Genomic DNA, 19,243 nt, shown 5'->3' with positions numbered 1-19,243 from the left:
GTCATTCCAGGACGACGTTCGCTTTCTTCACCAGCGCCGCATAGCGCGCCGCCTCGCTGCGGAAGTACGCCGCGGCCTGCTCGGGCGTGGTGGGCTTGATGACGTTGCCCTGCTTGTCCATCGCCTCTTTCACCTCGGCGCTGGTGAAGGCTGCGGCCACCGCGTCGTGCACGCGCTGCACATCGGCGGCCTGCATCTTCGCCGGCCCGATCACCGCGAACCAGCCTTCGACCGCGTAGTTGGGCAGCCCCTGCTCCGCGATGGTCGCGATGTCCGGGGCGGCCGGCGAGCGCGTGGCGCCGCACAGACCGATGGCGCGCAGCGCGCCGCTCCTGATGTGCGGCTGCACCGCCGGCAACGACACCACGCCCATCTCGACCTGCCCGCCGATCATGTCGGTCACCATCGGGCCCGTGCCCTTGTACGGAATGTGCCGCGCCTTCACGCCGGCCTCGTCCATGAACATCTCGCCGGCCAGGTGAATGATGGTGCCGTTGCCCGACGACGCGTAGTTGTAGCCGCCGGGCTTGGCGCGCAGCAGCGCGATCAGCTCCTGCACGTTCTTCGCGGGCAGCTTCGGGTTGGCCACCAGCACCAGCGGCGTGGCACCCACCACGCTGATCGGCGTGATGTCATTGATCGCGTCGAACGGCATCTTCTTGAACACCGCCGGGTTGATGACGTGGTTGTTCGACACCATGCCCAGCGTGAGCCCGTCGGGCGCGGCCTTGACGATGGCCCCCGCTCCGGTGATGCCGCCGGCACCCGGCAGGTTCTCGATCACCACCGGCTGGCCGAAGGCCTTGCCGAGCGCGGGTGCCGCCGCACGCACGATGGTGTCGACGCCGGAGCCGGCGCTGATCGGCAGGATGAAGCGGATGGGCTTGTCCGAGCCCTGTGCGAACGCCGGGCATGCGGCCACCGCGGCGGCGCAGGCACCGAGGCCCAGCACCGCGCGGCGGTTCATCGGGGGAAATGTCTTGTCGGTCATGGCTTTGTCTCTCTTTATGGTTTTGAAAATTCGCGCCGGCGCGTGGATCAGGCCACCGCCGAGCCCGCAAGCAGTTCATCGACCTGCTCGCGCGCATAGCCCAGTTCGGCCAGCAGTTCGCGGGTGTGCTCGCCCAGCGTCGGCGGGTGCATGCGCACGCCCAGGCGCTCGCCGCCGAGCGTGATCGGGAACAGCGTGGTCTGCGCCATTTCGCCGGCGCGCTCGCCGTCGGGCAGGCGGATGTCCACGAGGCCGCCGGTGGCCTTGAGGTGCGGATCGGCGTACAGGTCTTCGGGCCGCGTGATCGGCGCGAAAGGCAGGCCGTTGGCCTCGAAGATGGCCGACAGCTCCGCCGCCGAACGCCCGGCCAGCCGCTCGCGCAGGTCGGCCAGCAAGGTGGGCCGCGCACGCACGCGCTCGTTGTTCGTCTGCAGGGCGGCGTCGGCCTTCAGGTCGTCGAAGCCCAGCGCGTCGCAGAAAGTCTTCCACTGCGCATCGCTCACCGCGGCCAGGAAGATCTGCTCGCCGTCCTTCACGGTGAACACGTCGTACAGCGCCCAGGCCGAGATGCGCTCCGGCATCGGCGCGGCGGCCTGACCGGTGATGGCGTACTGCATCATGTGCTGGCCGACCAGGAACACGTTGTTTTCGAACAGCGCGGACTGCACCTCCTGCCCCTTGCCGGTCTCGGCGCGCTGCATCAGCGCGGCAATGGCGCCGATGGCACCGAACATGCCGCCCATGATGTCGTTCACGCTGGTGCCAGCGCGCAGCGGATCGCCGGGGCGCCCGGTCATGTAGGCCAGCCCGCCCATCATCTGCACCACCTCGTCGAGCGCGGTGCGGTGGTCGTACGGGCCGGGCAGGAAGCCGGTGTGGTTCACGTACACGAGGCGCGGGTTGAGCTTGCCGAGCGCGGCGTAGCCCAGGCCGTACTTGTCCATGGTGCCGGGCTTGAAGTTCTGCGCCACCACGTCGGCCGTGGCGCACAGGCGCAGCGCGGCTTCCAGCCCCTGGGGGTTCCGCAGGTCGAGTGCGATGCTCTTCTTGTTGCGGTTGAACATGGGAAAGAAGCCCGCGCCGGCGCCCAGCAGGTGCCGGGTACGGTCGCCGTCGATGGGTTCGACCTTGATGACTTCCGCCCCCAGGTCCGCGAGCACCATGCCGCAGGTCGGGCCCATGACCATGTGGGTGAACTCGACCACGCGGATGCCTGCAAGCGGCAGGCGCTTCTTTTCTTCGGTGGCGCTCATGCCGCGACTCCCTCGGCAACAGCGAAGGTCTTGGGAAAGCCAGCGCGCCATACCGTGCCCTGCAGCGTTTCTCCCTCGAGCCAGCCCGCCACCCGGCGGCGCAGGTCGAGCAGCTTCGGCAGATCGACGCCGGTCTCGACGCCCATGCTCTCGAGCATGAACACCAGGTCCTCCGTGTCGACATTGCCGCTGGCACCGGGTGCATGCGGACAGCCGCCGATGCCGGCCAGGCAGGCGTCGAAACGCGTGATGCCGACTTCCAGCGCGGCATACACGTTCGCGAGCCCCATGCCGCGCGTGTCGTGAAAATGGCCGCACCACAGCCGGTCGCCCGCGATGCGCAGCGCACGCTCGAACAGGCTGCGCACCATCGCCGGATCGGCATAGCCGACGGTGTCGGCCAGGCTCACGCGGTCGGCGCCGGCGTCGAGCAGCGCCTGCATCAGCCGCAGCACTTCGTCGGGATCGACATGGCCCTGCAGCGTGCAGCCGAAGGCCGTGCCCACGCCGCCGTCGATCAGCGTCTTCGAGCCCGCCGCGTCGCGCGCCGCGCGGATGCGGCCGACCTCGGCCACCACTTCGTCAGGGGTCTTGCGCAGGTTGGCAAGGCTGTGCGCATGGCTGGCCGACAGCGGCACGATCACCAGGTCGGCCTCGCCCGCGATGGCACGCTCGGCGCCCTTGAGGTTGGGCACCAGCACCGAGGCGAACAGCCCCGGCAGCGTCTTCGCATAAGCCAGCAGTTCGGCGGTGTCGGCCAGCTGCGGCAGCAGGTGCGCCGGCACGAACGAGCCGACCTCGATCTCGCGCTGGCCGGCCGCGTGGGCGTCGCGGATCCATTCGAGCTTGCGTTCGGTGGGCAGCACGCGGGCGATGCTCTGGAGGCCGTCGCGCAGGCCCACTTCGCGGACGACCGCGCGGGGCGGCAGGAAGGCGTGAATCAAGACTTTGTCTCCGTCGTGAGGGTACGGCGCCCATGTTAGAAGTTCCGATTCGATCCAGAAGGTATATTTTGGAAGCCACCTGATTCCAAACCGGAATATCTAGAGACACCATGCGCGACCTCGACCTGACCACCCTACGGCTATTCGTCTCCGTCTGCGAAACGCACAGCATTGCGCGCGCCGGCGAGCAGGCCAGCATCGTCGGCTCGGCCATCAGCAAGCGGCTGGCCCAGCTTGAAGAGGCGGTGGGCACGCCGCTGCTGCTGCGCAAGCGGCGCGGCGTGGTGCCGACGCCGGCAGGCGAGACCCTGCTGGAACACGCCCGCGCAATGCTCGGCAGCGTGAACCGCATCGAGCGCGACATGGCCGCCTATGCCGGCGGCGCCCGCGGGCACGTGCGCATCCTGGCTTCGGCTTCGGTCATGGCCGAGTCGCTGGCGGAGGACGTGGCCGGCTTCCTGCAGAACCCGGCGCACCGCAACATCCGCGTCGACATGGAGGAGCGCGTGAGCCCTGAGATCGTGCGCGGCATCCGCGAAGGCAGCGCCTCCATCGGCCTGTGCTGGGACGCGGCCGACCTCGAAGGCCTGCAGAGGCGCAGCTACCGCACCGACCACCTGGCCATCGTCGCGCATCCTTCGCACCCGGTGGCGCAACACGCGCAAGTGCGCTTCGAGGACGTGCTCGACCATGAATTCGTCGGCATGCCCGCGCTCAGCGCGGTGCAGCTGATGCTGGCGCGCGAGGCGGCGGTGGCGGGCAAGCCGCTGGTGCACCGGGTGCTGGTGTCGAACTTCGATGCGGCGCTGCGCGTGGTGCGGGCCGGGCTGGCGATCAGCGTGGTGCCGGCGGAAGTGGCGCGGCCCTTCACCGACGCCTACGGCCTGCGGCTGATGCCGCTGACCGACGCCTGGGCGCGGCGGCGGTTTGCGATCTGCTTCAGGGACGAGGCCACGCTGTCGCCCTCGGCGCAGTTGCTGGTGGCGCATCTGCAGCGCTGCGCCACGGACTGACCGAGCCGCCGGGCCTCCGATTCGCCCGGAATCGGAAACGATTCATTGCGATTCGTCGGGTTTTTGTTTCGGTTCACGCAACCTAACATTCGAGGCATCAGCGCTGTCACACCCCTCACCGCACACAGAAAGATCGCACCATGTTCCGCAGAGCCCTTCTCTCCGCCGCCGCCCTCGCCACTACGCTGAGCCTCGCCCCGCTGGCCGCGCAAGCCGCCACGGCCGCGCAACCGCTCAAGCTCGACGTCTACAACCCCGGCGCGAAGTCGATGTTCCCGGTCTCGTCGGAGATCGTCACCGGCCAGACCGACGCCGTGCTGATCGACGCGCAGTTCCAGCGCAACGACGCCGAGGCGCTGGTGCAGAAGATCAAGGCCACGGGCAAGAAGCTCACCACGGTCTACATCAGCCACAGCGACCCCGACTATTACTTCGGCCTCGACGTGATCCATGCCGCCTTCCCCGACGCGAAGATCGTCGCCACGCCGCAGACGGTGGCCGCCATCCAGGCCTCGAAGGACGGCAAGCTCGCGCACTGGGGCCCGATCCTGAAGGACAACGCACCCAAGTCGCTGGTGGTGCCCGAGGCGCTGGCCGGCGACAGCCTCGAACTCGAAGGCCGCAAGATCCAGGTCGTCGGCCTCGACGGCCCAACGCCCGAGCGCAGCTTCGCGTGGATTCCCTCGCTGAAGGCGGTGATCGGCGGCATCCCCGTGTCGGCCAACATCCACGTCTGGGTGGCCGACACGCAGACGCCCGAGTCGCGCCGCGACTGGCTCAAGACGCTGGACCGCATCCAGGCCCTGCACCCGAAGACGGTGGTGCCCGGCCACTACATGCCGAATGCCGACGGCTCGGCGCCTTACACCATTGCGTCGGTGAAGTTCACGCGCGGCTACCTCAAGGCCTTCGAAACCGAGGCTGCCAAGGCCAAGGACTCGGCCGCACTCATCGCCGCGATGAAGAAGCGCTACCCGAAGCTGGAAGACGCCTCGTCGCTGGAGCTCGGCGCCAAGGTCATCAAGGGAGAAATGAAATGGCCGCAATGAACGCAGCAACCGACCAAGGCGCCACCCTGCACTACATCTTCGACCCGCTGTGCGGCTGGTGCTACGCCGCCGCGCCGCTGGTCGACGCGGCACGCGGCGTGCCCGGACTGCAGGTCGAGTTCCACGGCGGCGGCATGATGACCGGCGCCAACCGCCGCCAGATCACGCCGCAGTGGCGCGACTACGTGATGCCGCACGACCATCGCATCGCCGAGATGACGGGCCAGCCCTTCGGCGAGAACTACTTCGAGGGACTGCTGCGCGACACCGGCGCGGTGATGGACTCCGAGCCGCCGACCACCGCCGTGCTGGCGGCCGAATCGCTGCGCGCGGGCGGCGGGCTGGACATGGCGCATCGCCTGCAGCAGGCGCATTACGTGGAAGGCCGGCGCATCGCCGACGTGGAAGTGCTGAAGGCACTGGCGGCCGAACTCGGTTTCGACGCCGAAGCCTTTGCCGCGGCATTCGATCGCCTGTCGGGCGCGCCGACTGCCCAGCACATTGCCGAGAGCCGGCAATTCCTGCAGCGCGCGGGCGGCCAGGGCTTTCCGACCTTCGTACTGACACAGGCCGACGGCCGCGCGGGCCGCATCGACATCGGCCCCTGGCTCGGCCGCGCCGAAGACTGGAAAGCGCAGCTTGCCGCGCTGGTTGCGGCGTCTCAGCCCGCCGCGACCGACACAGCCGCGACGCCGCCGGTGTGCGGCCCCGACGGCTGCGCGATCTGAGGCTTCAGCGCGCGACGCCCAGCAGCCGGTCCAGCACCTGCGGCTGTGCGCGCAATGCCGCTGCAGAGTCGGTGTGCACGATGGTGCCGTGGTCCAGCACCACCGCCTCGTCGGAAATCGCGAGGATCGCCTGCGGATGCTGCTCCACGATGATCGCGGCCAGCCCCTCGTCCTGCGTGATGCGGCGGATGGCGCGCAGCAGCTCTTCCACGATGATGGGCGCGAGCCCCTCGAGCGGCTCGTCGAGCAGCAGCAGCTTGGGGTTGAGCACCAGCGCGCGGCCCACGGCCAGCATCTGCTGCTCGCCACCCGAGAGCTGCGTGCCCAGGTTGGTCTTGCGTTCCGCCAGGCGCGGGAACATCTCGTAGACGCGCTGGGTGTTCCACTTGCCGGGCCGCTCCACGGCGGTGAGGTTCTCGTGCACCGTGAGCGACTTGAAGATGTTGCGCTCCTGCGGCACCCAGCCGATGCCGGCCGCCGCGCGCTGGTGCGGCGCCAGCTTGTGCAGCGCCTGCCCGCCCAGCGCGATGCTGCCGCCGTGCTGGCGCGTCGCGCCCGCCAGCGTGTTGATCAGCGTGGTCTTGCCGGTGCCGTTGCGGCCCAGCAGCGCCAGCGTCTGGCCTTCGCCGAGCGTGAACGCCACGTCGTGCAGCACCACTGCCTCGCCGTAGCCGGCGCTCAGGTTTTCGATTCGCAGCAGCTCAGACATGGGCGGCTTCTCCGTGGCCCAGATAGACCTCTTTCACCTTGGGATCATTGGCGATGGTTTCGGGGTCGCCCTCGGTCAGCAGCGTGCCGTTGACCAGCACCGTCATGCGGTCTGCGAAGCTGAACACCAGGTCCATGTCGTGTTCGATCAGCAGCACCGACACGTCGGCCGGCAGCGCGGCCACGGTCTGCAGCAGCTCTTCGCGCTCGCCGGCGGGCACGCCCGCCACCGGCTCGTCGAGCAGCAGCACGCGCGGCTCGCAGGCCAGGGCGATCGCGATTTCCAGCAGCCTGCGCTTGCCGTAGGCCAGGTGCTTCACCTGCTGGCGGGCCACGTCGCTCAGGTGGAACTGTTCGAGCAGTTGCGTCGCGCGCTCGACGATCGCCTTGCTGGAGCCGAGCGGCCGCCACCACTGCGCGCCCGCGCCCTGGTGCTGCGACACCACCAGCGCCAGCGTCTCCAGCGGCGTCATAGAGTCGAACAGCTGGTTGATCTGGAAGGTGCGCACCAGGCCGCGCGCCACGCGCTTGTGCGGCGCGAGCTTCGTGATGTCTTCGCCCAGCAGCGTGATGCGGCCTTCGGTCGGCGTGAGCACGCCCGTCAGCTGGTTGATGAGCGTGGTCTTGCCCGCGCCGTTGGGGCCGATCAGCGCATGGCGGGCGCCGCGCTTGAGCTCCATCGTCACGTTGTTGGTGGCCGTGATGCCGCCGAAGCGCATCACGAGGCCGTGGGTGGAGAGCACGGTGTCGCTCATGCCGCACCGCCCTTCTTCTTGCCGGCGCCGAACCATGTCCACGGCTTCAGCAGACGGTCGCGGCCCACCAGCACCAGCAGCACCAGGATCAGGCCGATCCAGAACATCCAGTATTGCGGCGTCACCGCCGACAGCCAGGTCTGCAGCAGCTTGAACACGATGGCGCCCGCCACCCCGCCATAGAGCCAGCCCACGCCGCCGATGACCAGCATCAGCAGCACGTCGGCCGAACGGTCGAAGGCCAGCACGTCGAGCGATGCGAAGCCGGTGGTCTGCGCCAGCAGCGCGCCCGCCGCTCCGGCAACGCCGGCCGCGACGGTGTAGACCGTGACGAGCCGCGGCACCACCGGGATGCCGATGGCCATCGCGCGCAGCCGGTTGTCGCGGATCGCCTTCAGCGTGGCGCCGAACGGCGAATGCACCAGCCGGCGCATCAGCAGGAACAGCACCAGCATCACGGCCAGTGAATACCAGGCGGCCGTGCGGCCGTACAGGTCGAAGTCGAACATGCCGAGCACCGGGCCCATGACCACGCCCTGCAGGCCGTCGGCGCCGCCGGTCAGCCAGTCGAGCTTGTTGGCGAGTTCGAGCAGCAGCAGCGCGGTGCCCAGCGTGACCATGAGCCGCGTGAGGTCGCTGCCGCGCAAGATAGTCACGCTGGCCACCAGGCCCAGCAGCGCAGACAGCACGATGGCAAACACCAGGCCCACGGTCGGGTCGGGCATCACCAGCTTGGCGAACAGCGCCGCCGCATACGCGCCGAAGCCGAAGAAGGCAGCATGGCCCAGCGACACGATGCCGGTGTAGCCCAGGATCAGGTCGAGCGACATCGCGAACAGCGCGACGATGGCGATTTCATTGACCAGCAGCGAATGCGAAGGCATGACCAGCGGCAACGCGAAGGCCACGGCCCAGGCCACGAACTCGAGCGGATGCCAGCGCGCCTTGCGCAGCAGGGCCGACTGGAAGCCGGCCGAGGAAGAAGGAGCGCTCATTCAGCGGCCTCCTTTTCGGGTGAACAGGCCCTGGGGCCGCCACATCAGGATCAAGATCATCAGCAGGTAGACGGTGAACGCACCCATCTTCGGAATGAAGTACTTGCCCGCCACGTCGGCAATGCCGAGCAGCAGCGCGGCCGCCAGCGGCCCGGTGATCGACGAGGTGCCGCCGACCGAAACCACGATCAGGAAATAGATCATGTACTTGAGCGGGAAGGTCGGGTCGAGCCCCAGGATCTCGGCGCCCAGCGCCCCGCCCAGCCCCGCGAGGCCCGAGCCCACGGCAAAGGTCAGCAGGAACACGATGTTCACGTTGATGCCCAGCCCCGCCGCCACGCGCGGGTCGTCGACCGCCGCGCGCAGCCGGCTGCCGAAGCGCGTCTTAGACAGGATGAGCTGCAGCACCACCGTCAGCACCGCGCAGACCGCGATGATGAAGAGGCGGTAGTGCCCCATGCCCAGCAGCAGCGCGCCGTCGCCGATCTCGGTGCGTCCGCGCAGCCATTCGGGCAACTGCACGTTCTGTTGAGAAGAGCCGACGAAGTAGTCGACCGCGGCCACCGCCATGAAGGCCAGGCCGATGGAAAAGAGCACCTGGTCCAGGTGCGGCTTGCCGTACATCGGCCGGTAGAGCGTGCGTTCCAGCAAGGCTCCGGCCAGCGCGACGACGATGAACGCCAGCGGCAGGCAGGCCAGGAACGGCACGCCCAGCTTCTGCATGGCAAACACCGTGAGATACCCGCCGGCCATGGCAAAGGCGCCGTGCGCGAGGTTGATGAAGTTCATCAGCCCGAGCGTCACGGCCAGCCCTACGGCGAGCACGAAGAGCAGCATGCCGTAGGCGATGCCGTCGAAAAGAATGGTCAACATGTCAGCTACTCAAACACTGGCCGCGCCTCGCGGTCTCTTCGGGAAACACCGAGGAACCGGCTTCGCCGGGCCTCAGGTGTTGCCCCCGGTAGGGGGAAGGCGAAGCGACACGAAGTGCGCGCAGCCTGGGGGCGAGCCCTTTACTTGGCCTTGCCAGGGTCTTTAACGCTCTTGATCACGTCGAACTCGACGTTGTAGAGCTGGCCGTCCTTCTTCTCGACCTTGCGCAGGTACACGTCCTGCACGATGTCGCGCGTCTGCGCATCGATCAGCACCTGGCCGCGCGGGCTCTCGAAGACCTGGCCCTTCATGGCCGCCAGCAGCGCTTCGCCGCCGCCCTGGCCCTTGGTGGCCTTGAGCGCCTCGTAGATCACGCGCATGCCGTCATAGCCGCCCACGGCCATGAAGTTGGGGCGCATCTTCGGGTTGGCCTTCTCGAAGGCTTCGACGAACTTCTTGTTCATTGCCGACGGGTGAGCGGCCGAGTAGTGGTGCGAGGTGACCACGCCCAGCGCGCCGTCGCCCATGTCGTTGAGTTGATCGTCGTCCGTCACGTCGCCGGTGGCGATCATCTTGATGCCGGCCTTGTCCATGCCGCGCTCCAGGAACTGCTTCATGACGGCCGCGCCCGCGCCCGAGGGCACGAAGACGAACAGCGCGTCGGGCTTGGCGTCGCGCACCTTCTGCAGGAACGGCGCGAAGTCGGGGTTGCGCAGCGGCACGCGCAGCTTCTCGATCACCTTGCCGCCGTTGAGCTGGAAGCGCTCGCTGAAGAACTTCTCGGCGTCGTTACCCGGGCCGTAGTCGGCCACCAGCGTGACGACCGTCTTCACGCCGTTCTTCGGCGCCCAGTCGCCCATGGCCACCGACACCTGCGGCAGCGTGAAGCTCGAACGGATGATGTAGGGCGATGCCTCGGTGATGCTCGACGTGGCGGCGGCCATCACGACTTCGGGCGTCTTCGACTGGGTGGCGATGGGCGCCACGGCCAGGGCCAGGGGCGTCAGGCCGAAGCCGGCCAGCACGTTGACCTTGTCGTTCACCACCAGTTCCTGTGCCAGGCGCTTGGTGACGTCGGGCAGGCCGGTGTCGTCCTTGACGATCAGCTCGACCTTCTTGCCGGCCACGGTGTCGCCGTTCTGGGCCATGTAGAGGCGCGCGGCGGCTTCGATCTGGCGGCCGGTGGATGCCGACTGGCCCGTCATCGGCAGGATCAGGCCGATCTTGAACTTGTTGTCCTGGGCACTGGCCAGCGACATTGAAAGCGCGAGCGCCGACAGGGCTGCGGTCTGGATGAGATGGCGTCTTTGCATGTTTTTTCCTTCAGGGACGGAACTCGAAACCGGGGCTATTTTCAACACTTTGCAACAAACGGCGCAGCAGGCATTCACCTACCCCGCCTCTTTCGCTTGGCATTGTTGCGCGATCAATAAATGAACTGCGCGATCATCGCGCAAGACGGCTCGCGCCCGGGGTGGGGTCAGCTGTCGGCGCGATACGCGGAGTCGAGCGTGAGCGTACCCACCGCGCGTGACACGCAGGCGCAGATGCGCGTGGTCGCCTCTTTTTCGTGCTCGCTGAGGAACACGTCGCGGTGGTCGATCTCGCCGTCGACGGCGATCACGTCCATGGCGCACAGGCCGCACTCGCCGCGCTTGCAGTCCGAGAGCGTCTGCACGCCGGCGGCATCCAGTGCCTCGAGCAGCGTGCAGTCGGCCGGCACCGTAATGGCGAGGTCATGGCGCGGAATGCGCACCTGGAACGCTTGCGTGGCGAGCCGCCCGCTGCTGCCGAAGGTCTCGAAGCGCAGGTCCGAGATGGGCCGGCCGGCCGCATGCCAGGCGCGCTTGAGCGCCTCGAGCATCGGCACCGGGCCGCAGGTGTAGAGCTGGCCGCCGGGCGGCAGCGCGGCGATGGCGGCGGCGAAGTCGATGGGCGCCGAGCCTTCGTGCGCTTCGACGCTCTCGCCCAGCGCTTCGCGCAGATGCGCGAGGTAGCCGAACTCGTCGGCATTGCGCGCGCCGTAGAGCATCTTCACCGGCACGCCGCCGCGCCTGGCGTGCTCGCCCAGCCGCTGCGCCATCAGCACCAGCGGCGTGATGCCGATGCCGCCCGCCACCAGCAGGTAGCCGGGTGCGGACATGTCGAGCGCGAAATGGTTCTGCGGCGCGCTGACCTGCAGCCGGTCGCCCACGGCCAGCCGCCACATCGCGAGCGATCCGCCACGGCCGTCGTCGAGCCGCTTGACGGCGATGCGCCAGCAGCGGCCGTCGCCCTCGCCGACCAGCGAGTAGGAGCGGGTCTGCAGCTTGCCCTGCGCCGCCATCACCTGCACCTGCAGGTGGGCGCCGGGTTCATAGGCGCCGGCAAAACCGTCGTCGGGGCGCAGTTCGAACTCGCGCACGGTGGGCGTCACGTCGCGCAGCGCAACCACCTGCGCCTGCATCCATTGAAGATCGCTTTTCATCGGGAAACAACACCAACAGGAAGGGAGGGAAAGGAAGGGAATCAGCCGCGGCGGCGGATCAGCTGCACGCCCGGAAGCGGGCGCTGTTCGGCGGTCGGCGTGCCGTGCAGCGCCTCGCGCAGGTTGCGCCGCGCGATGCGGCTGTGCTCGCGCATCAGCGACTCGGCGCGCGAGCCTTCGCCGGACTCGATGGCGTCGAGCACCTGGATGTGCTGGTCCTGTGCAATCACGAGCATGTCGCGCGCGGCGGGCGAATTGGCCTGCACGATGACGAAGCCCGAGGGCGACGCGAACGGCAGGTTGACCACCCGCTCCAGTTGCTGCGCGATGACCGGGCTGCCCGCCATTTCGCACAGCAGCGCATGGAAGCGTTCGTTGTGCGTCACGTAGCGCGAGAAAGCCGCGTCGTCGAGCGCGGGCTCGCGCAGCAGTTCGTCGATGCGCGTGAGGCAGGCGCGTGCCTCGCGCAGCACCACCGGCGCGGCTCCGCGCTCGGCCGCGAGGCGGGCCACCAGGCCTTCGAGCGTGCCGCGCAGTTCAATGGCATCGGCCACGTCGCGCTCGGAAAAGGTACGCACCGCGTAGCCGCCGTTGGGCAGCGCTTCGAGCAGGCCTTCCTGCTCGAGCCGCATCAGCGCGGTGCGCACCGGGGTGCGAGACACGCCGAGCTGCTCGGAGATGGCCACTTCGGCAATGCGCGCGCCGCCGGGCAGCTCGCCCGCGAGGATCATTTCGCGCAGCCGCAGCTGTGCCTTCACGGCCTGCGAGCTGCCGCTGTCGCCGGGCTGCTGTTCCGCGGCGGAGGAAACCACGGCGGCCCTCATGCGGCCTGCTTTTCGCCAGGCTGCTCGGCGGGGCGGATCGGAATGGCCGCGCGCGCAGGCTTTTCCTTCTCGATCATGCGGTCGATGAGCTTGCGCGCCCACATCGAGCCGGCGTCGATGTTGAGGTTGTAGAACTTGTGGTCGGGGTGCTCGTCCATGGCTTTCTGCTGCGCCTCGAGCACCAGCTCGTCTTCGCGGAAGATGCCGGCAACGCCCTCGCGCAGCTCATGCGTGAGGCGCTGCTCGCCCAGGCAGTAGTTGCGCGAGAAGGCCCAGAAGTACAGGCAGGTCTTGTCGGTCTCGGGCGTGATGGTGTTGAGCACGTAGCCGTTGACGCCCTTGCTGCGGTCGCCCGCATCGCCGTTCTTCGGCACCGCGCCACTGCCGGCCTCGGCCACGCCGACGTCGATGTTCACCGTGCACGGGCCTTCGAAACGAATGATCTGCCAGCGGTCGACCTTGCCGGTGTAGCCGCGCGCATGGCGGATCTGGCCGCCCCAGAACGGCGGCGGATCGATGTTCTCCATCCAGCGCGTGACGGTGGCAGAGCGGTCGCCGTGCGTGGCGACGAAGGGCGCCTCGGCCACTTCGCGGTTGCCGATGGACGAGCCGTGCACGAAGGTCTCGTGCGTCAGGTCCATGAGGTTGTCGACCACCAGGCGGTAGTCGCAGTTGACGCGGATCATCTTGCCGTCGCCGGCCCAGGCGGGGTCGTCGTTCCAGTGCATGTCGGGCACCAGCGCCGGGTCGGCCTTGGCCGGGTCGCCGGGCCAGATCCACACGAAGCGGTGCTTCTCGACCACCGGAAAGCTGCGCACGCAGGCCGACGGGTTGAGGGTTTCCTGGCTCGGCATGTGGGTGCAGCGGCCCTGGCTGTTGTAGACGAGGCCGTGGTAGCCGCACACCAGCTCGTCGCCTTCGAGGCGGCCCAGCGACAGCGGCATCAGCCGGTGCCAGCAGGCGTCTTCGAGCACGGCGACTTCGCCGTCGGTGCGTCGGAACAGCACCACTTTCTGGTTGCAGATGGTGCGTGGCAGCAGCGCATGGCGCACTTCGACGTCGTAGGCGGCGGCATACCAGGCGTTCAGTGGAAAGGCGGTCGTGGGCGTTTTCATGAATACTCAATGTATACAGAAACACGGAAATTTCCAGCCATTTCGGGCATTTATAGGGAAAACACTGAGATTTCTGTATACATCCATCGCAGTTTCGATGGCGATACGATGTCCGGCCAGTTCCCCCTCATCAAGACGGAGTCATCCATGTCACAGCACGCCGCCCTGCCCGCCCGCTACGACCACGTGGGCAGTTTCCTGCGCCCCAAATACCTGCTCGAAGCGCGCGAGCAAAAGGCCAAGGGCGAGATCACGCCCGAACAGCTTCGCCTGGTCGAAGACAAGGCGATCACCGAGATCGTCAAGTTCCAGGAAGACATCGGCCTGAAGAGCATCACCGACGGCGAATTCCGCCGCACCTATTTCCACATCGACTTCCTCGATCAGCTCGGCGGCGTGAAGACCGACATTCCGGTCACCATCCGCAAGCCCGACGGCACCGAAGAACTCGCACCGCCCGCGATGCGCGTGATCGACAAGGTCCGCCACGTGAAGGACATCCAGCTCGCCGACTTCCAGTACCTCAAGAGCCAGGTGTCCGCGGGCAACACGCCCAAGGTGACGATCCCCTCGCCCACCATGCTGCACTTCCGCGGCGGCCGCGCCGGCATCAGCAAGGACGCCTACCCCGAGCTCGACCCGGCGTTCTACGACGACGTGGCCAAGGCCTATGGCGACGAGCTTCGCTCGCTGGCCGCCGCCGGCTGCAACTACGTGCAGATGGACGACACCAACCTCGCCTACCTGTGCGACGAGCACATGCGCGAAGCCGCCCGCAAGCGCGGCGACGACCCGAACGAACTGCCGCACCGCTACGCCGCCTTCATCAACAAGGTGGTCGCGCAGAAGCCGCCGGGCATGCTGCTGGCCATGCATCTGTGCCGCGGCAACTTCAAGAGCACGCACGCCGCCGCCGGCAACTACGAGCCCGTGGCCGAGGCACTGCTCAAGGAGATGGACCTCGACGCCTACTTCATGGAGTACGACGACGCGCGCTCGGGCGACTTCAAGCCGCTGCGCTACCTGCCCAAGGGCAAGACCGTGGTGCTCGGCCTGGTGACCACCAAGTTCGGCCAGATGGAAGACAAGGACGAGCTCAAGCGCCGCATCGACGACGCCGCCAAGTACGCCTCGCTCGACCAGCTCGCGCTGTCGCCGCAGTGCGGCTTCTCCAGCACCGTGCACGGCAACAACATCGCGGTGGAAGCGCAGCGCAACAAGCTGCGCCTGGTGGTCGAGACCGCGCAGGAGGTCTGGGGCTCGACCTGAAGCACCGTTTCTGTTGAAGTCGGGGGAATGAAAAGACTCACCCCCAGTCTGCGCGCACTTCGTGTCGCTTCGCCCACCCCCTCGCCGGGGGCAACACCTGTGGCCCGGCAAAGCCGGTTCCACGGTGTTCCCCGAATGGCCCGGCTCGGCTTCATGCATCGCGGATCAAGTCATGCAACGGAGCAGCTGCAATGACCCGGATCTACTCCGGCCCCCTCAGCATGTTCGGCGCCAAGGTCGAGATCGCGGCGCGCGAAAAAGGCGTTGCCTTCGAACTGGTCATGGTGCCGTTCATCGAAGGCGACGCCTACGAGCCCAAGCACCCTGAAGTGCTGCGCGTGAACCCGGTCAAGCAGCAGGTGCCGGTGCTGGTCGACGACGAGGTCTCGCTCTTCGACTCGACCCAGATCTTCGAGTACCTCGAAGACCGCTACCCGCCCCCCGCGCTGTGGCCCGAGGGCATTGCAGACCGCGCCCGCGCGCGGCAGCTCGAGCAGAAGTCCGATGAGGTCTTCTTCCCCAACGTCATCAAGCTCTTCGGCCTGCAGGACGCGATGCAGAGCGCTCCCGCCGTCGCGGCCTGCGCCGCCTGCGCGCGCTACTACGACGAAATGGAAGGCCTGCTCGCCACGCGCGACTACCTCGCGGGCCCCTACGGCTTCGCGGACATCGCCTTCTACATGGCCTGCGTGTTCGCCGACCGCAAGGGCGCCGGCATGACCGACGCCACGCCGCGCCTGCTGGCATGGCGCACCCGCGTGGGCGAACGGCCGGCGGTACGCGCGGTGGTCGACCCGATGATGCAGTTCCTTGCCTCGCAAGGGCGCGGCGTGCCGGCCTTCCTGCAACGCTGATTCCGCGCTGACGCATCATTGCGCCATGCCGCACAACACCCGTTTCGACTGGCTGCCCTCTCCTTCGCAGCACTTTCTCGTCGTGACCTTCGCGCTGCTGGTCTATGTGCTGACCACCCGCGCGCGCCGCGAGCAGCGCGCCCCCACCACGGCCATCGCCTGGGTCATGGGGCTGGTGCTGATGCCCTATTTCATCCTTCCGATGTACCTGCTGTTCGGCCAGCGCAAGCTGCGCCCCGCCGGCTCGCCCCGGCCGCCGCGCTCGGTGCCGCCGGGCCACTGGGCGGCCGACCTGATCGAGAGCTTCGGCCTCGCGCCGCCGGGCCGCTCGGCCGTTCGCATGCATGCCGACGGCGAGGCCGCGCGCGAGGCGCTGTGGCAGGTGATCGACGGCGCACAGGAGCGCATCGACGTGTGCACCTTCATCATCGGCGACGACGCGCTGGGCCATTCGGTGATCGACCGGCTCGCGAAGCGGGCGCGCGAAGGCATCAAGGTGCGGGTGCTGCTCGACGGCTTCGGCGCGCTGTCACTGCCTCGCCATCACTTCGACCGGCTGCGCGCGGCAGGCGGCGAGGTGGCGGTGTTCCGCCCCTTCTTCAGCCTGCGCCGTATCGGCCCGCGCAACCTGCGCAACCACCGCAAGTTCACCATCGCCGACGACGGCTGGCTCTGGTCGGGCGGGCGCAACCTCGCGGGCGAGTACTTCACCGGCAACCCAAAGCACCCCCAGGCCTGGCGCGACCTGTCGTTCGACCTGCGCGGCAGCGTGGCCGCCGCGGCGGCGCGCCAGTTCGACCACGACTGGAATTCGGTGCGCCCGCGCAAGGCCCGCGCGATCACGGCCGACGACGTACCCGAAGGCCCCGGCACCGCAATGGCCCAGTTCCTGCCGAGCGGCCCCGACCAGACCGAGGACACCGCGCACGCGCTGCTGATCGACGCCTGCTTCCGTGCCGAGCATCGCGTGCTGGCGATCACGCCCTACTTCGTGCCCGGCGACGGCCTGCGCGACGCGCTGCGGCTGGCCGCCCGGCGCGGCGTGCAAGTGACCATCGCGATGCCCGCGCAGTCGAACCACCGCCTGGCCGACTTCGTGCGCGCCCGCGCCATGCGCGACCTTGCCCGCGCGGGTGTGAACTTTCGAATGCTGCCTTTCATGGTGCATGCCAAGGCTGTGGTGCTCGACGAAGAACTGGCGATGTGCGGCTCCATCAACCTCGACCTGCGAAGCCTGCTGCTGAACCACGAGGCGGCGGTGGTGTTCTACGGCGCCGAGGAAATTGATTGGCTGGCCGAGTGGATCGAGACCACTGCCTCGGCCGGCGAGCCCTACCGCGCGCGGCGCCCCGGACTGATGCGCGACCTGGCCGAGGGGCTGCTGCTCACGGTAGCCTTCCAGCTGTAATCTTGGGTGCATAAATGCAACAAAAATGCAACAAGCAGAACATGCACACTAAAATTCCCACCGGTTTCGGTAGTTGACAGGCGCGCCTGACCCCTGATTTACCAGTCATCGGTCGGGCTCGAACGGATTCCCGCAACCCTCCGCCTTGCGGGGAAGTCCGCCCAGGCTGCCGCCGCACGGCAGCCCGAAGCGCCGTCCGTTCGAGTCCAGTGCCCCGGCCATCCGGGGAAATCCGATGCGAGCCTTCTTCTCGCCGCGCGCACTTGCGAATCTCGCGAAACTGGTTCTTGCGCTACCAGTTCTCATCGCACTGTCCGGAATACCGCCCGCTTTCGCCGCCATGGACGAAGTCGGCCGCGCCTCCCCCAGCATTCACCGCCTGAAGTTCTTCGTCGACCCCGAGCTGGCCGCCGACATCGGCCCCGCCGAGGCAGGCCGCCGGCTCGCCCAGTACGTGGCCGACGTCAACACCGTCTTCACCCGCGAGACCGTGCGCAGCTTCGTCTTCGATCCCGCCACCGACCTGCAGCTGGTGGCGCCCACCGCCGCTCCGGCCTGCAGCTACAACGGCCTCGTGAACGGCGAGGTGGTGGTCTGCGTGTCGAAGTCGACCCGGGGCTACAGCCACGGCGGCCTGTCGACCAGCTGGACCTTTCCGCAGAAGGGCGTGACCTGGAACCTGAACTGGATCGCCATCCATGACCCGCTGCGCCTGTCGCGCGCCATTACGCCGGCGGCGCCAGAGTCCACCGAGAAGGACTATCTCGGCCGCCAGCTCAAGACCCTGCTGCACGAGCTGGAGCACGTGTTCGGCGCCGGCGCGGGCGAGTACTACAACGGCATCGCCGTGGCCGACACCACCGGCGTCGCACCCGTCACCGACCTCGCCCTGTCGAACGACACCGACCGCTATTGGTGGACCCGCCAGAACTGGCGGCTCGACCCGCTGCTGGGCACCGTGTTCGAGCAGCGCCGCGACCCCGCCGCCAACCGCATCGCGACGCTGGACATGATCCGCTTCACCGCCGGCACCAAGGCCAACATCGACACCGACTGGAGCGACTGGCCCAAGCTCGGCAGCTCGAAGTTCATGGCCGCCACCACCGCCACGCAGGTGCGCGTGACCGACCTCGACAGCGGCGCCGCGCTGCCCGGCGCGCAGGTGTCGGTGTGGCGAGACCCCGGGGGCGGCAAGCCGCTGGTCATGCTGGTGACCGGCGTGGCCGATGCGTCGGGCCGCTTCACGTTCGACTGGAACTGCGGCTTCAGCTGCTTCGCCGTCGGCAAGACGACGCTGCTGGTCAAGGCACGCGCCGCCAACCGCGCGCCCGGCGCAAGCTGGTTCACCATCTTCGACGCCTTCGAACAGAAGGCCGTGCAGGGGCAGTCGATATTCACCATCGACCTGGCGCTCGGCAGCGCCGACGCAACGCCGCCCATCGTGTCGCTGGCCGCCCCCTCCATGGCCACGGTGGGGCAGCTCACGGTCATTGCCCCGGCAGTGGTGGACAACGCGGGCGTATGGGGAGTCAAGGTGCTGGGCCGGGACAGCATTCCGATCTGCACCTTCACCGCCCCGCCCTACACCTGCAGCTGGACGCCGACCTCGCCCGGCGTGCAGACGATCCGCGTGGTCGCAATCGACGCGGCGGGCAACTCCGCGGTTGCCTCGGCCAACGTGATCGTCAATCCGCCTTCGGACAGCGTGCCGCCGGCCGTCTCGCTGTCGGTTCCGCCGGGCATCGCGGCCGGCATGGCGACGCGGCTTGCCGCCACCGCATCCGACAACGTGGCCGTGGCCGAACTGAAGTTCATCGTCGACGGCAGGACCGCGTGCACGCTGCGTGCCGCGCCCTACGTATGCGCCTGGACGCCGAAGAGGCCGGGCGCCGCGAACGTCGAGGTGCGCGCGGCCGACGCGGCGGGCAACGTTGCCTCCGCCTCCGCGAACGTGCGCGTCGAAGGACTGCGGGCCGAAGACCTGTAGCAGCGGGCCG

Annotated in this window: 17 protein-coding genes and 1 pseudogene; 7 read left to right on the top strand and 11 right to left on the bottom strand. The window is 68.2% G+C overall.

The window, feature by feature from the left end; all coding sequences use genetic code 11:
- Position 1 precedes the first annotated feature (1 nt).
- The 3 genes from ACWV14_RS10120 to ACWV14_RS10110 are packed head-to-tail and all read right to left on the bottom strand — an operon-like array spanning position 2 to position 3,188.
- Entirely contained in the window at positions 2-991 is a 990-nt protein-coding gene (locus tag ACWV14_RS10120; RefSeq protein WP_422085770.1) for a tripartite tricarboxylate transporter substrate binding protein, read from the bottom strand.
- A 47-nt stretch (positions 992-1,038) separates the two neighbouring features.
- A complete protein-coding gene (locus ACWV14_RS10115) occupies positions 1,039-2,244 on the bottom strand; it encodes a CaiB/BaiF CoA transferase family protein (protein ID WP_454906997.1) in 1,206 nt (401 codons plus the stop codon).
- Positions 2,241-3,188 carry a hydroxymethylglutaryl-CoA lyase gene (locus tag ACWV14_RS10110; protein WP_454906999.1) on the bottom strand — a complete coding sequence of 316 codons (948 nt, stop codon included), beginning with the start codon at positions 3,186-3,188 and terminating at the stop codon, positions 2,241-2,243. The genes ACWV14_RS10115 and ACWV14_RS10110 overlap by 4 nt, the downstream gene beginning before the upstream one ends.
- A gap of 110 nt (positions 3,189-3,298) precedes the next feature.
- On the opposite strand from ACWV14_RS10110, the gene ACWV14_RS10105 reads away from it, so the two are divergent.
- The 3 genes and pseudogenes from ACWV14_RS10105 (at position 3,299) to ACWV14_RS10095 (ending at position 5,978) form a co-directional block, all read left to right on the top strand.
- Positions 3,299-4,201, top strand: a complete 903-nt coding sequence (locus tag ACWV14_RS10105) for a LysR family transcriptional regulator (RefSeq protein ID WP_454907001.1) — start codon at positions 3,299-3,301, stop codon at positions 4,199-4,201.
- A gap of 140 nt (positions 4,202-4,341) precedes the next feature.
- A pseudogene (locus ACWV14_RS10100) lies at positions 4,342-5,244 on the top strand (MBL fold metallo-hydrolase); the annotation flags it as partial.
- The gene (locus tag ACWV14_RS10095) at positions 5,238-5,978 is read left to right on the top strand and encodes a DsbA family protein (protein ID WP_454907003.1); all 741 of its coding nucleotides are present in this window, start codon (positions 5,238-5,240) and stop codon (positions 5,976-5,978) included. The pseudogene ACWV14_RS10100 and the gene ACWV14_RS10095, both read left to right, overlap by 7 nt.
- A 4-nt stretch (positions 5,979-5,982) precedes the next feature.
- On the opposite strand, the gene ACWV14_RS10090 is transcribed toward ACWV14_RS10095, so the two are convergent.
- The 8 genes from ACWV14_RS10090 to ACWV14_RS10055 all read right to left on the bottom strand — a co-directional run bounded on the left by ACWV14_RS10090 (position 5,983) and on the right by ACWV14_RS10055 (position 13,715).
- Positions 5,983-6,687: an ABC transporter ATP-binding protein gene (locus ACWV14_RS10090; RefSeq protein WP_422085765.1), complete on the bottom strand. Its 705-nt coding sequence runs from the start codon at positions 6,685-6,687 to the stop codon at positions 5,983-5,985.
- On the bottom strand, positions 6,680-7,441 hold the full coding sequence (locus ACWV14_RS10085; RefSeq protein WP_081268630.1) for an ABC transporter ATP-binding protein: 762 nt from the start codon (positions 7,439-7,441) through the stop codon (positions 6,680-6,682). Before ACWV14_RS10085 ends, ACWV14_RS10090 begins: the two co-directional genes overlap by 8 nt.
- A complete protein-coding gene (locus ACWV14_RS10080; protein ID WP_454907006.1) occupies positions 7,438-8,436 on the bottom strand; it encodes a branched-chain amino acid ABC transporter permease in 999 nt (332 codons plus the stop codon). The genes ACWV14_RS10085 and ACWV14_RS10080 overlap by 4 nt, the downstream gene beginning before the upstream one ends.
- Complete coding sequence (locus ACWV14_RS10075; RefSeq protein ID WP_081268628.1) at positions 8,437-9,309, bottom strand: branched-chain amino acid ABC transporter permease; 873 nt, start codon at positions 9,307-9,309, stop codon at positions 8,437-8,439.
- 140 nt (positions 9,310-9,449) lie between these two features.
- A complete protein-coding gene (locus tag ACWV14_RS10070; protein WP_285414466.1) occupies positions 9,450-10,622 on the bottom strand; it encodes an ABC transporter substrate-binding protein in 1,173 nt (390 codons plus the stop codon).
- Positions 10,623-10,789: 167 nt separating this feature from the next.
- A complete protein-coding gene (locus ACWV14_RS10065) occupies positions 10,790-11,776 on the bottom strand; it encodes a PDR/VanB family oxidoreductase (protein WP_454907009.1) in 987 nt (328 codons plus the stop codon).
- 41 nt (positions 11,777-11,817) lie between these two features.
- Positions 11,818-12,600: a GntR family transcriptional regulator gene (locus tag ACWV14_RS10060; protein WP_422085761.1), complete on the bottom strand. Its 783-nt coding sequence runs from the start codon at positions 12,598-12,600 to the stop codon at positions 11,818-11,820.
- Complete coding sequence (locus ACWV14_RS10055) at positions 12,597-13,715, bottom strand: aromatic ring-hydroxylating dioxygenase subunit alpha (RefSeq protein ID WP_454907011.1); 1,119 nt, start codon at positions 13,713-13,715, stop codon at positions 12,597-12,599. Before ACWV14_RS10055 ends, ACWV14_RS10060 begins: the two co-directional genes overlap by 4 nt.
- 147 nt (positions 13,716-13,862) lie before the next feature.
- On the opposite strand from ACWV14_RS10055, the gene ACWV14_RS10050 reads away from it, so the two are divergent.
- The 4 genes from ACWV14_RS10050 (at position 13,863) to ACWV14_RS10035 (ending at position 19,233) form a co-directional block, all read left to right on the top strand.
- Positions 13,863-14,984, top strand: coding sequence for a 5-methyltetrahydropteroyltriglutamate--homocysteine S-methyltransferase (locus ACWV14_RS10050; RefSeq protein ID WP_454907013.1), 1,122 nt, complete (start codon positions 13,863-13,865; stop codon positions 14,982-14,984).
- 191 nt (positions 14,985-15,175) lie between these two features.
- Positions 15,176-15,838, top strand: a complete 663-nt coding sequence (locus ACWV14_RS10045; protein ID WP_454907015.1) for a glutathione S-transferase family protein — start codon at positions 15,176-15,178, stop codon at positions 15,836-15,838.
- A gap of 25 nt (positions 15,839-15,863) precedes the next feature.
- Positions 15,864-17,246 carry a phospholipase D-like domain-containing protein gene (locus tag ACWV14_RS10040; protein ID WP_454907017.1) on the top strand — a complete coding sequence of 461 codons (1,383 nt, stop codon included), beginning with the start codon at positions 15,864-15,866 and terminating at the stop codon, positions 17,244-17,246.
- A gap of 340 nt (positions 17,247-17,586) precedes the next feature.
- Positions 17,587-19,233, top strand: coding sequence for an Ig-like domain-containing protein (locus tag ACWV14_RS10035; RefSeq protein WP_454907019.1), 1,647 nt, complete (start codon positions 17,587-17,589; stop codon positions 19,231-19,233).
- Positions 19,234-19,243 lie beyond the last annotated feature (10 nt).

It is taken from the genome of Variovorax durovernensis (assembly GCF_977011995.1).
Note: the sequence above shows the minus strand (reverse complement) of the source record. Positions and strands in the feature narration are given on the sequence as shown.

Excerpts from the sequence above, each read along its gene's own strand:
- ACWV14_RS10120 (WP_422085770.1), bottom strand. The coding sequence starts at position 991 with ATGACCGACAAGACATTTCCCCCGATGAACCGCCGCGCGGTGCTGGGC.
- ACWV14_RS10115 (WP_454906997.1), bottom strand. The coding sequence starts at position 2,244 with ATGAGCGCCACCGAAGAAAAGAAGCGCCTGCCGCTTGCAGGCATCCGC.
- ACWV14_RS10105 (WP_454907001.1), top strand. The coding sequence starts at position 3,299 with ATGCGCGACCTCGACCTGACCACCCTACGGCTATTCGTCTCCGTCTGC.
- ACWV14_RS10095 (WP_454907003.1), top strand. The coding sequence starts at position 5,238 with ATGGCCGCAATGAACGCAGCAACCGACCAAGGCGCCACCCTGCACTAC.
- ACWV14_RS10090 (WP_422085765.1), bottom strand. The coding sequence starts at position 6,687 with ATGTCTGAGCTGCTGCGAATCGAAAACCTGAGCGCCGGCTACGGCGAG.
- ACWV14_RS10085 (WP_081268630.1), bottom strand. The coding sequence starts at position 7,441 with ATGAGCGACACCGTGCTCTCCACCCACGGCCTCGTGATGCGCTTCGGC.
- ACWV14_RS10080 (WP_454907006.1), bottom strand. The coding sequence starts at position 8,436 with ATGAGCGCTCCTTCTTCCTCGGCCGGCTTCCAGTCGGCCCTGCTGCGC.
- ACWV14_RS10075 (WP_081268628.1), bottom strand. The coding sequence starts at position 9,309 with ATGTTGACCATTCTTTTCGACGGCATCGCCTACGGCATGCTGCTCTTC.
- ACWV14_RS10070 (WP_285414466.1), bottom strand. The coding sequence starts at position 10,622 with ATGCAAAGACGCCATCTCATCCAGACCGCAGCCCTGTCGGCGCTCGCG.
- ACWV14_RS10065 (WP_454907009.1), bottom strand. The coding sequence starts at position 11,776 with ATGAAAAGCGATCTTCAATGGATGCAGGCGCAGGTGGTTGCGCTGCGC.
- ACWV14_RS10060 (WP_422085761.1), bottom strand. The coding sequence starts at position 12,600 with ATGAGGGCCGCCGTGGTTTCCTCCGCCGCGGAACAGCAGCCCGGCGAC.
- ACWV14_RS10055 (WP_454907011.1), bottom strand. The coding sequence starts at position 13,715 with ATGAAAACGCCCACGACCGCCTTTCCACTGAACGCCTGGTATGCCGCC.
- ACWV14_RS10050 (WP_454907013.1), top strand. The coding sequence starts at position 13,863 with ATGTCACAGCACGCCGCCCTGCCCGCCCGCTACGACCACGTGGGCAGT.
- ACWV14_RS10045 (WP_454907015.1), top strand. The coding sequence starts at position 15,176 with ATGACCCGGATCTACTCCGGCCCCCTCAGCATGTTCGGCGCCAAGGTC.
- ACWV14_RS10040 (WP_454907017.1), top strand. The coding sequence starts at position 15,864 with ATGCCGCACAACACCCGTTTCGACTGGCTGCCCTCTCCTTCGCAGCAC.
- ACWV14_RS10035 (WP_454907019.1), top strand. The coding sequence starts at position 17,587 with ATGGACGAAGTCGGCCGCGCCTCCCCCAGCATTCACCGCCTGAAGTTC.